The sequence below is a fragment of the Francisella halioticida genome (assembly GCF_002211785.1).
GTDB lineage: Bacteria > Pseudomonadota > Gammaproteobacteria > Francisellales > Francisellaceae > Francisella > Francisella halioticida.
The window spans coordinates 1,903,911-1,915,549 of record NZ_CP022132.1 but is presented as its reverse complement, the minus strand read 5'-3'; the positions used below and the strand labels follow the sequence as shown (position 1 = coordinate 1,915,549).

The following is an 11,639-nucleotide window of genomic DNA, read 5'->3' as shown; positions in this document are numbered from 1 at the left end:
TATTGATGAGTATAGCGAATATAAAGCTATATTCAAATACTAAAAATATTTATTTAATTAATGAATTTCTTTTCATATTTATGTAATATGAATGTAATTTACTTGGTAAAGTGTATGTTTAGAAACTAAACGATTTGTATTTAATTGTAATTTAAAAGGAATGTATTTATGAACTGTAGAAAATACTTACTAGTATTTGCAAGTATAATTGGGGTGCTGTCTTTATCTAGTTGCAAAGGCGGTATTTGGAATCCAATGGGCGTTATTACATCACAAGAAAAACAGTTGTTAATATTTGCAACTGTCATTATGCTTTTTGTAGTTATTCCAGTTATTATTTTGACACTTTGGTTTGCTTGTAAATATAGAGATGGTGCTGATTCTGAATATAAACCAACTTGGAATCATAGTAATAAACTAGAAATAATCTGTTGGGGCGTACCTTTTGTAATAATTTTGATATTATCAATTGTCACATGGAAAACAACGCACACGCTAAGTCCATATAAACCTTTAGAGTCAGATAAGAAGACTATAGAAATAGATGTGGTTGCTTTGAACTGGAAATGGATGTTTATCTATCCTGAGTATGATATAGCTACAGTTAATTATATTGAGATACCTAAAGATCGCCCAATTAATTTCAAGATAACATCAGCAGCACCAATGAACTCTTTCTTTATTCCAGAGTTAGCAGGACAAATATATGCAATGACAGGTATGACAACCCAGCTACATGTAATTGCTGAGCATGAAGGTAAGTATAGAGGTTTTTCCGCAAACTATACAGGTATAGGTTTTGCTGAGATGCAATTTTATACAAAGGTAACTAGCCAAGCTGATTTTGATAAGTGGGTTAAAGAAGTTAAGGGTGGGAAACATCAATCATTAACATGGAATTACTTCTGGAAGGATCTTGTTAAAGATTCTATAGATAATCCAGTAGCATACTATTCTCATGTTGATAAGAATTTATTTAATCATATTGTTATGTCGTATATGATGCCAAATTATAAGCCTGGTGATATGGCTAATGGAATGTCTAGTATGCACCATGGTCATGACATGCATCATAATCATAGTATGTAATTAGTTAAGTAGTAGTTTATAAATAGGAGATAAGTATGCTAGAAGCATTAATTGGGAAACTAAGTAATCCACATTTAGTCTTTCCATACCTATATGAGCCAGTAAGCCAGCAGTTAATCATATTGGCAATGTTTATTGGTATCGTAGTTGCAGGTGTGGTAGTTCTAGGTGGCATTACATATTTTAAAAAATGGGGTTACTTATGGAGAGAATGGTTTACAACCGTTGATCATAAGAAAATAGGGACAATGTATACTATCGTTGCATTAGTTATGATGTTTCGTGGGTTTGCTGATGCAGCAATGATGAGAACTCAGCAGGCATTAACTTCTGGTAATAGCACTGGTTATTTAATTCCTGAACATTTTGATCAGATTTTCACAGCTCATGGCGTGATTATGATATTTTTCGTAGCTATGCCTTTAGTGTTTGCACTAATGAATTGGGTCATTCCTCTGCAGATTGGTGCTAGAGATGTTGCTTTTCCTTATATGAATTCTTTGAGTTTCTGGTTATTTATTGTAGGTGCTATGCTGATAAACATTTCTCTATTAGTTGGAGATTTTGCTCATGCTGGGTGGCTTGCTTACCCACCTTTTTCTGAAATTACCTATAGCCCGACAGTTGGAACTGATTATTATATATGGGGTCTACAGATATCTGGAATTGGTTCATTAATGACAGGTATTAATTTCTTCGTAACTATCATCAAGATGCGTTGTAAAGGAATGACTCTAATGAAAATGCCAATATTTACGTGGGCATCTTTCTGTTCTGTTATTTTAGTAATAGCAGCATTTCCAGTGTTAACAGTGACTTTGACACTATTAACCTTAGACAGATATTTTGGTACGCACTTCTTCACAGTTTCTGGTGGTGGTGACCAAATGATGTATGTAAACCTTATCTGGATATGGGGACATCCTGAAGTTTATATTCTTGTGCTTCCTATGTTCGGTGTATTTTCAGAAGTTGCAGCGACTTTCTCTAAGAAGCCTCTATTTGGATATACAACAATGGTTTGGGCTAGTATAGTTATCACTATATTGTCATTTACAGTATGGCTTCACCACTTTTTTACAATGGGAGCTAGCGCAAATGTCAATGCATTCTTTGGAATCATGACAATGATTATTGCGATTCCTACAGGGGTTAAGATCTTTAATTGGTTATTTACTATGTATAAAGGTCGTATAACATTTGCAACACCTATGATGTGGCTTATAGGTTTCATGATAGTTTTCTCTGTTGGTGGTATGACAGGTGTATTATTATCAGTGCCAGGTGTTGACTTCCAGATGCATAATAGTGTATTTCTGATTGCTCATTTTCATAATGTTATTATTGGTGGGGTTGTCTTTGGTGCATTTGCTGGTCTTACATTTTGGTTTCCAAAAGTATTTGGCTTTAAGTTAAATGAGCGTTTAGGTAAGTGTGCATTCTGGTGCTGGTTAGTAGGTTTCTTCGTTGCGTTTATGCCTTTATATATTCTAGGTATGATGGGAATGACAAGAAGACTATATCACTATGATGCATCAACTGGCTATCAACCTTTATTAATTGTTGCTTGGGTAGGTGCTTTGATTATTGGATTAGGTATCTTATTCCAAGTTCTACAAATTCTTGTGAGTATTAAAGACAGAGAAAAAAACCGTGTTGGTTCAGATGCTTGGGGTTATGGGCGTACTTTAGAGTGGGGTATTCCATCGCCTGTGCCTTTTTATAATTTTTCGCATGATCCAGTTGTTGAAGAGCGCGATGCTTACTGGGATCATAAAGAAAAAGGCCTAGGCGTTGATAATAAACCACTTATCGATGATAAAAAATATGAAGATATTCATATGCCAAGAAATACTTCTGTAGGAGTTATTATTGGGGCGTTTAGTTTTGTGTTTGGTTTTGCTGCTGTGTGGCATATTTGGTGGTTAGCTATAGTAGGTGTTGTTGGTATTATCAGCACAGTATTATGTAGATCTTTTAATTATAATCTTGACTACTACGTAAAAGCTGATGAAGTTAAAGATGTTGAAAATAAATATAATCAACAAGGGGAGTTACGCGTATGAATACAGTAACTGCAGAGAATCATCACCACGAACATCATTTTGATGGTTCTAAAAGTGTATTTGGTTTTTGGATTTACATAATGAGTGACTGTGTGCTTTTTGCAACATTATTTGCGGTGTTTGCAGTGTTTCATGAGCACACTTTTGGCGGGGTAGCTTCGCACGAGATTTTTAACCTACCATTTGTGTTTGTTGAAACTATGCTTTTATTAGTAAGTAGTTTTACATTTGGTTTGGCAATGCTTAACCGTAATTCTGGTAATATTGGCACAGTCATAAAGTTTTTATGGATAACTTTCTTTCTAGGTTTGGGCTTTATATGCATGGAAGTGTTTGAGTTCTATGAGCTAGTAATGGAAGGTCATACTTGGTCGTCAAGTGCATTTTTATCATCTTTCTTTGTTCTTGTTGGGACTCATGGTCTGCATGTAACAATGGGGCTTTTATGGATTGTAAGTATGATATTCCAGCTTAAGAAATATGGTATGAATCCTATGGCTAAAACAAAACTTACTTATTTAGGGCTGTTTTGGCATTTCTTAGATATCGTATGGATATTTGTATTTTCAATAGTTTACTTATTAGGAGCAGTATAGTATGGCTAAAGAACATTTATATGATCAAGCTACTGGTGCTGCATATGGAACTTATAAAAGTTATATAACGGGTTTTGTTCTATCTGTTATAACAACAACGATAGCTTTTGTACTTGTTGGGTTTAGTTTGTTACCTCCAATAGCTTTGTGTGTTGCTGTGGCAATTTTAGCTATTGTACAACTTTTTATTCAGCTAGTATATTTCTTACACCTTAGTACAGATTCAAAGGCGCTATGGAATTTGGTAAGTGCAATATTCGCAGCTATTATTGTAGTAATTGTAGTCGCCGGTACTATGTGGATCATGTTTGATTTGTATGACATGATGATGTAACTCTTTTAAACTAGCTTTCTTTTATGATGTCTTTGAAAAAATATTTCCAATTAGCTAAGCCAGGTATTATTTTTGGCAACCTTATTACTCTTACAGGTGGGTTCTTATTAGCAACGCATAGAGAAATTGGTCTTGAGTATTTAGCCTTATTCTTTTATGTGATGGTAGGTGTTGCTTTAATGATAGCAGCAGGTTGTGTATTTAATAATATCTATGATAAAGATATTGATGGTGCAATGACACGCACAAACAATCGCCCATTAGTTACTGGAGATATTTCTATAGTTCAAGCAGCTATATATGGATTTATATTATTTATATTGAGTTGTCTAGTACTATATTATTTTGTAAATCTTATAACCTTAAGCATTATAATTGTTGGTTTTGTTATTTATGTAGGGATCTATACATTATCAAAACGTATGACTGTACATGCAACTGTATTAGGAGGTATCTCAGGTGCTATTCCTCCAGTAGCTGGATACACCGCTGTTGTTAACGGCTTAGACTATAATGCTTTAGGCTTATTTCTTATTTTATTTTTTTGGCAAATACCTCACTCTTATGCAATAGCAATATTATATATGGATGATTATAAAAAAGTCTCCTTACCAATGCTACCTTTAGTTAGAGGGATAACGTATACCAAAAAAATTATGTTGATATATCTAGTACTATTTGTATTATCGTGTAGCTTACCAATGTTGCTAGGAGACGCAGATTTATTATCTTTTGTTTTTTGTATGCTTATATCTTTATTTTGGTTATATAAGTCTATGAAGTCTTATATCAGTGATGAGGATAGAGTTTTTGCGAAAACAGTGTTTAAATTTTCTATTATTGTTATTACAGTGATTTGTTTAACTTTTGGTTAAATAATTTAAATGCTTATAAATCGATATTTAAACTTTTTGCTATTGCTTTAAGTTTTTTCATAGTTTCAGGTAGCTTTCGAATAGCAATCCATTGTTTAGCTAACTCTTTATCTTTGTAAGCAGGATAACCCATATGACTCTCACCAGCAGGGATATCCCACATAACACCAGCTTTAGCACCAACTTTAGCACCGCTACCAATATTTATATGGTCTTTAACACCAGCATTGCCCGCAATTACAACACCGTCACCAATAGTAACTGAACCACTAATTCCTGCCTGACCACAGATCATGCAACCTCTACCAATTGTAACATTGTGACCTATTTGGACTAGGTTATCTATTTTTGTGAAATCACCAATTATGGTAGAACCATACTTTGCAAGATCTATACAGGTGCCAGATCCAATATCAACATAACTACCAATTACAACATTACCAATATGAGGTATTCTAATAATACTTTTACCATCTTGTGATGGTCTATAGCCAAATCCATCGCTTCCAATGGAGCAGTTTGAATATAATCGACAAAAATGACCTATTTTTGTTCTTTCACGAATTGTTGTATTTGGCCATATTATACAGCTTTGGCCTATGCTTGTTTGGTCATAGACACATACATTAGCATATATTATTGTGTTATCACCAATAGATACATTTTTGCCAACGTAAGCTCCTGGTCCAATAGATACATTTTTGCCTATTTTGGCTGTTGGATCTATGACAGCTTTTTCATGGATACCATTTTGCTCTGGGTTAGGTTCTGAGAATAACTCTAAGGCTATAGCCATCGCAAGATCAGCATTTTCTACAACTATTAGAGGTTTATTATTGATGCCTAGTAGTTCTTTACTTATATCTTCACTAACTATAGCGGCAGAAGCATTAGACTCTTTCCATAGTCTAATATGTTCATATTTGTTTATAAGAGTTAAATCATCTTGGCTAGCAATACTAGCATAGTTTAGGCCTGATATTGAGACGTTTTCATTTGATGGATTTATCAGTTTGCCACTGATTTGCTGAGAGATTTCTTTAACAGAATATTTCATGTAAAAATTTAAAATTTATTTTAAAGATTGACTTAAGGGTAACAGTTTTCTTTGGTTTTTTATACAAAAGAATTAATCACCGACTCCAAAGTCAGTATTATCTATAAGTATTTCAAATTGAGGGTCATCAAAAAGCTTACAGTATTCTTTTAAAAACCATTTTTTTAAACTTTCATCTGCTTTAATACGGGTTGTATTATTAACATATAGATTAATAGTTGTATGCTTAAAGTGGTTCTTTGCTATTTGAATATCTTTTCTGATAAGCTCTTTAGTTTGCCCTTGGACACCTATTAATAGACAAACTGAATCAAACATCTTACTTAGTTGCTCTGGAGAGTCATGATAAAATCCTTTATTTAATAATTTTTCTCTAAAGTTATAATCAAAACTTTCAAGCCCTGTTTTTATAAAGATTTCAGTTTCAAAAATATCTTTAATTTTATGTAAATGATCTTTATACATCCAGTGAGCTTCAACGAAAAGTAATTTGATGTTTTTTTCTTCTATAACTTTTTTGATACGATTTTTTGTTTGTAATGGTAACTCAAAAATATTCCCAGAATTTATAATCTCTAATATTCCAAATTTACCTGTGACATTTTTTAAGACTTCAAAATTTATACTATTAATTTCATCAATATTTTTAGAGTTATCCAAGATATAGTCACAAAATGTACATTTACCATAGGCACATGGTCGGCTTTTTAGAAGAACAATTTCGCGCTTGTATCTATGCACATTTGTTATTTTGCTATAGCGTTGCATTATTTAATGTACTCCTGTGCTTGGACTAGAGCAAGCTCATCGGTATTTAATTCATGAGTTACTCTAAAAATTCCGTCTAAGCATTCTGTAACTGCTTTTAGAGCTTCTGTTAGATTTTTACCTTTTAATAAATAACTTAGAAACATTGCTGCAGTGATGTCCCCTGAGCCACTAACTTTAGGTCGGACTTTGTATTTAGGGGATTCTAGATGGGAAAAAGTGCCTTTGTTATATATTGCTATACCAGTTTTTGCATTACTAAAAGATACGCTGGTTACTATAATTATTAGTTTATTATTTTTTGTTATCTTAATTAGTTTTTTACATGCTTTGGCAATATCATCATAATCTTTAATCTCAGTACTACTGAGTATACCCAATTCAAATAAATTTGGTGTAATAATGTCAGCTAATGGTAATAGATGTTCAAGAAAAATGCTAGGATGATCTTTAGATGCAAAAATATGCCCGTGTTCTTGGTCATCATATTTGTCACCAAAAACTGGATCACAGCAGTACAAGCTATCACGATTTTCTTCTTTAAGCTCGGTGACAGTGTTAGCGATAACTTTTGCGACTTCAAGATCACCAATATATCCAGATAAGATAGCATCTTGCTTGGCTAAAAAATTGTTAGCTATCATTCCATCTATAACGTTTTGAATATCATTAGAATTAAAGAAAGACCCTTTAAAAAAATCATATTGAGTGTGATTTGATAACTGTACAGTATATATAGGAGATACATCTATACCGAGCTTTTGCATTGGAAACACAGCTGCTTTATTTCCTGCATAACCATAAGCAACATGTGATTGTATAGAAAGTACACGAGGTGTTTTAAAAGACATTTAATGTTATAGACCTAAGTTTATTCTTATATTTGCAAGTAAATCAACGGATGCTTGTTTATCACCAAGCTTACCAATTTTTGTGTATATATTGACTGTACTTCCATTAGCTTTAACTATTCTAACATTAAAATTATCAATGCCTGACTCATTAAAGTAATTTTTATCTGTTGCAAATGTTCCAGATATATCAGCAGATTTATTATGTATAGAACTGTTCGTGATATTATAAATCTTACTGTTGTTAAGTGCTAGTTTAGTAGCATCATAAACACTGCTTATACTAGTATTATCTATCTGAGCTGAGAAAGTACCATTTACGGATCTAACAATAGAGTCACCAGTATTGTTAAGGTCATTAGATAAGCTAGCATTGCTTGAGCAACTTGTAAGAGCAGAAATAGCTAATACACCAACAGCTAAAAGTTTAATTTTTTTCATTTTGATTTACTCCTTTATAGTTAACTGGTAAGAATTTTATAATAGTATTTGTTTTTTGTAAATTAACTATATAAGGTTTAAACCCTTGCAAAAGTAGTAATAGCCCCTATACTTCTAATCAAGAGATTTACAATTTGGGAGGATATTGATGTCTGTTTATAGTCAATTTGGAGAGTTATTAGAGTTTTTAAATAATCGTGTTGTAGGACAGGAAAACCTAAATAAACGTTTACTTATAGCGTTGTTGGCAGGAGGACATTTGCTTGTTGAAGGTGCTCCAGGACTAGCAAAAACTACAGCGATTAAAACTTTGTCAGAGAGTATAGACTGTTCATATCATAGAGTGCAGTTTACTCCTGATCTTTTACCTTCAGATTTAACAGGTACAGAGATATATATACCACAACAGCAGCGTTTTGAATTTCAGTCTGGACCTTTATTTCACAATTTACTTTTGGCTGATGAGATAAATAGAGCCCCAGCTAAGGTTCAATCAGCATTGCTTGAAGCAATGGGTGAGAAACAAATAACAGTAGGTAAACAGACATATCCACTATCTGATTTGTTCATGGTGATGGCAACACAAAATCCAATTGAACAAGAAGGTACATATCCATTACCAGAGGCTCAGCTAGATAGATTTATGATGTTTGTCAAAATTGAATATCCTGATCCAAAAACTGAAGCAAAAATATTAGCTATAAGTAGAGGTGAAGCTTTAGGACATAAACTTGAGCACCCAAGTATTCACCAAGATACTATCTTTAAAGCGCAGCAAGAAGTTTTAAATATCAGGATTTCTGATGCTGTCGAACAATATATTATTCAGTTAATACTAGCTACTAGAGATCCTTCAAAATATAATCAAAATATTAAAAAATGGATTGCATTTGGATCTAGCCCAAGAGGAACAATTGCTTTAGATAGAGCTGCAAGAGCTCATGCTTGGCTTATAGACCATGATTATGTTTCGCCAAGTGATATCCATGCGGTTGTTTACGAGGTGTTACGTCATAGAATACTTCTGACTTTTGAAGCTGAGGTTGATGGAGTAACAACAGATGATGTTATTACTGAATTATTGAAGGTTGTGCCGATACCGTAGGGTTATATGATTTAGGTTTAGGTAGGGACAGCAAATTATGACTTGTCCTTACGACACGAAACAATATCATAAAGAGAAATTATGAAAAATTACAAAGGAATAAAACCTGATGTTCAAGAGCTTTTAAGTTATCGTTATCAAACTAAATCTCTCAAACTGTTCGCTAGTCAGAGAGTAAATAGTGTAAATGCTGGAAATAGCCTTTCTAAGGCAAAGGGTCGCGGTATGGACTTTGATGAAGTTAGGCATTATCAAGCTGGCGATGATATTCGTTTGATGCACTGGTCTCTTACAGCGCGATTAGGTAAACCTTATACAAAAGTTTATCACGAAGAAAAAGAGAGAAGTTTATATTTTGTTTTGGATCAGAGTAAAACTATGCATTTTGGAACTAGGGAGTGTTTTAAGAGTGTTAAAGCTTCAAATACTCTTGCTTTGATAGGTTTTGGGGCATTAGAGGCACATGAAAAAGTTGGTGGTATAATTTTTGACGATAATGGTTATAATTTTTATCCTGCAAAACAAAATAAATCAGCTTTAGTCAAGATGTTTAACTTTGTTGCAAATGATGATAAAAAGTATCAGTTATCCTCTGATAAAGGACTTGCTGAAGCTTTAAAGTTTATTTATGCAAAGGTTCGCAGCAGTAGTATAGTAGTTGTTATAAGTGATTTTAGCAGCTTTGATGAAGAAGCTAATAGATATCTTAAGCTATTAAATAATAAAAACTCAGTTATCAATGTATTTAGTTATGATCCTATAGAAAAAGATCTTCCTGGTTTAGACACTTACTATTTTAGTGATGGTAAGCAGAAAGTTGTTTTAGATTCTGCAAGTAAAAAACAAAATCAAGTTTATAAGAATATTTATAAAAGTAGACATGATGCTATAGAAGAGTTTTCACGTAAGAATAAGACAGGCTTTATAGAGATTGCTACAAATGATAGTTTGGTTAAGACAATAAATTATGGGGTAGCAAATTATGCAAAATAATAATCTTTTAGCGCAATTAAAAGATATTTATTTGCCTGATAGAATTTCCCAGTTATGGCCATTGGCATACGGATGGTGGATAGTCTTAGGTATTATTGTTCTAATAATTATCTTAGCAATGATTATTTTACGCATAAAGAAAAAGAAAAAACAATATAAGAACTCTATAATAGATGAGTTTAGACAAGAAGTGGAGAATGTCTATAAAGATGATCCAATGCATGTTTTAGAAAGTATATCTGTGTATTTAAAAAGAGTTGCAATGCAAAAGTTCCCTAATGAGCAGATAAAAACTTTATACGGTGAAAAATGGTTGGAGTTTTTAGATTCAAAGATAGATGATGAGAGTTTTGAAACAACTAAAGCAAGATTGCTTGAAAATACCTATAAACGAGTTGAGTTAGATAGGCTAACTTTTGATGAAATAATGGTTGTAGCTGAGAAGTGGTTGAGGAGAGTCATATGATAAATATTGAATATCCTTGGTTTCTTATTTTGGTGATTTTGCCTGTATTGGCGTATTGGATTTTCCCCAGAGCTAAAAATAATCAGCAATCAGCATTAAAAATGCCTTTTTTTGATGAATTACAATCACAACTAGGTAGTCACAGTGCTCATGACTTCACAAAAGCGAACTATTTTAAATATATTCTAGCTATTATTTGGCTGCTTTTGATTATCTCTGGATCAGGAATTCAACGGTTAGGGAAACCAATTAGTATGCCACAAAGTGGTAGAGCTTTGATGATGGCTATAGATCTTTCAGGAAGTATGGCTATACAAGATATGGAAAAACTTAATGGAAAAATGGAGTCAAGATTTGATCTGGTCATGCGGGTGGCAAATCAGTTCTTAGATACTCGAAAAGGTGATCGTGTTGGACTTGTGCTTTTTGGAACACGAGCATACCTACAAACCCCATTAACATTTGATATTCCAACAGTTAAAAAAATGCTCGATGATTCTAGTATTGCTATAGCTGGGCCAAATACGGCAATAGGTGATGCGCTTGGCTTGTCTGTCAAAAAATTAGAACCATATCCAAATGATTCAAAAGCTATTATATTACTCACAGATGGTGATAATACTGCAGGTTTGCTACAACCATTGCAAGCTGCAGAGATTGCTAAGCAATATGGTATAAAAATCTATACGATAGCTCTTGGTGGTGGGCAGATACTTATTCAGACTGCTTTTGGAAAAAAATTAGTAAATACATCAGAAGACTTAGCGATAGATACCTTAAAGAAAATAGCTGAGATGACTGGGGGACAATACTTTAGAGCTCAAAATAGTAGTTCTTTGAAAAATATATATAAAGATATAGATAAGCTTGAACCAATCAAATTAGATAAAACTATAGTTAGACCAGTTACATATCTTTATCCGTGGAGTTTAGGTTTAGCATTGATTTTGAGTTTTGTAGTTGCTGGAATTTGGCTAAAACGTAGAGTAGGGCACTAA

The 11,639-nt window shown here is 33.1% G+C and carries 13 protein-coding genes; 9 read left to right on the top strand and 4 right to left on the bottom strand.

The features are described from left to right. Window positions 1-168 precede the first annotated feature (168 nt). From cyoA to cyoE, 5 genes are read left to right on the top strand one after another with little or no spacing between them, the layout of a single operon-like run. The gene (cyoA, locus tag CDV26_RS10215; protein WP_088773181.1) at window positions 169-1,089 is read left to right on the top strand and encodes a ubiquinol oxidase subunit II; all 921 of its coding nucleotides are present in this window, start codon (window positions 169-171) and stop codon (window positions 1,087-1,089) included. Window positions 1,090-1,124: 35 nt separating this feature from the next. After that, window positions 1,125-3,155, top strand: a complete 2,031-nt coding sequence (gene cyoB / locus CDV26_RS10210; RefSeq protein WP_088773180.1) for a cytochrome o ubiquinol oxidase subunit I — start codon at window positions 1,125-1,127, stop codon at window positions 3,153-3,155. Next, window positions 3,152-3,751: a cytochrome o ubiquinol oxidase subunit III gene (gene cyoC, locus CDV26_RS10205; RefSeq protein WP_088773179.1), complete on the top strand. Its 600-nt coding sequence runs from the start codon at window positions 3,152-3,154 to the stop codon at window positions 3,749-3,751. Before cyoB ends, cyoC begins: the two co-directional genes overlap by 4 nt. Before the next feature lies 1 nt (window position 3,752). After that, window positions 3,753-4,085 (top strand): cytochrome o ubiquinol oxidase subunit IV, encoded by a 333-nt coding sequence (gene cyoD, locus CDV26_RS10200; protein WP_088773178.1) that lies wholly within the window; start codon window positions 3,753-3,755, stop codon window positions 4,083-4,085. A 26-nt stretch (window positions 4,086-4,111) separates the two neighbouring features. Next, on the top strand, window positions 4,112-4,960 hold the full coding sequence (gene cyoE, locus CDV26_RS10195) for a heme o synthase (protein ID WP_088773177.1): 849 nt from the start codon (window positions 4,112-4,114) through the stop codon (window positions 4,958-4,960). 13 nt (window positions 4,961-4,973) lie between these two features. On the opposite strand, the gene lpxD is transcribed toward cyoE, so the two are convergent. The 4 genes from lpxD to CDV26_RS10175 all read right to left on the bottom strand — a co-directional run bounded on the left by lpxD (window position 4,974) and on the right by CDV26_RS10175 (window position 8,077). Beyond that, window positions 4,974-6,017 (bottom strand): UDP-3-O-(3-hydroxymyristoyl)glucosamine N-acyltransferase, encoded by a 1,044-nt coding sequence (lpxD, locus tag CDV26_RS10190; protein ID WP_088773176.1) that lies wholly within the window; start codon window positions 6,015-6,017, stop codon window positions 4,974-4,976. Window positions 6,018-6,089: 72 nt separating this feature from the next. Further along, on the bottom strand, window positions 6,090-6,785 hold the full coding sequence (locus CDV26_RS10185; protein ID WP_088773175.1) for a radical SAM protein: 696 nt from the start codon (window positions 6,783-6,785) through the stop codon (window positions 6,090-6,092). Continuing rightward, a complete protein-coding gene (gene pdxY, locus CDV26_RS10180) occupies window positions 6,785-7,636 on the bottom strand; it encodes a pyridoxal kinase (RefSeq protein WP_088773174.1) in 852 nt (283 codons plus the stop codon). Before pdxY ends, CDV26_RS10185 begins: the two co-directional genes overlap by 1 nt. Before the next feature lie 6 nt (window positions 7,637-7,642). Beyond that, on the bottom strand, window positions 7,643-8,077 hold the full coding sequence (locus CDV26_RS10175; protein WP_088773173.1) for a DUF3568 family protein: 435 nt from the start codon (window positions 8,075-8,077) through the stop codon (window positions 7,643-7,645). A gap of 148 nt (window positions 8,078-8,225) precedes the next feature. On the opposite strand from CDV26_RS10175, the gene CDV26_RS10170 reads away from it, so the two are divergent. From CDV26_RS10170 to CDV26_RS10155, 4 genes are all read left to right on the top strand, one after another. Continuing rightward, window positions 8,226-9,182 (top strand): AAA family ATPase, encoded by a 957-nt coding sequence (locus CDV26_RS10170; RefSeq protein ID WP_088773172.1) that lies wholly within the window; start codon window positions 8,226-8,228, stop codon window positions 9,180-9,182. An 81-nt stretch (window positions 9,183-9,263) separates the two neighbouring features. After that, the gene (locus CDV26_RS10165) at window positions 9,264-10,175 is read left to right on the top strand and encodes a DUF58 domain-containing protein (protein ID WP_088773171.1); all 912 of its coding nucleotides are present in this window, start codon (window positions 9,264-9,266) and stop codon (window positions 10,173-10,175) included. Further along, window positions 10,165-10,641, top strand: coding sequence for a DUF4381 domain-containing protein (locus CDV26_RS10160; protein WP_088773170.1), 477 nt, complete (start codon window positions 10,165-10,167; stop codon window positions 10,639-10,641). Before CDV26_RS10165 ends, CDV26_RS10160 begins: the two co-directional genes overlap by 11 nt. Further along, window positions 10,638-11,639, top strand: coding sequence for a VWA domain-containing protein (locus tag CDV26_RS10155; RefSeq protein ID WP_088773169.1), 1,002 nt, complete (start codon window positions 10,638-10,640; stop codon window positions 11,637-11,639). The genes CDV26_RS10160 and CDV26_RS10155 overlap by 4 nt, the downstream gene beginning before the upstream one ends.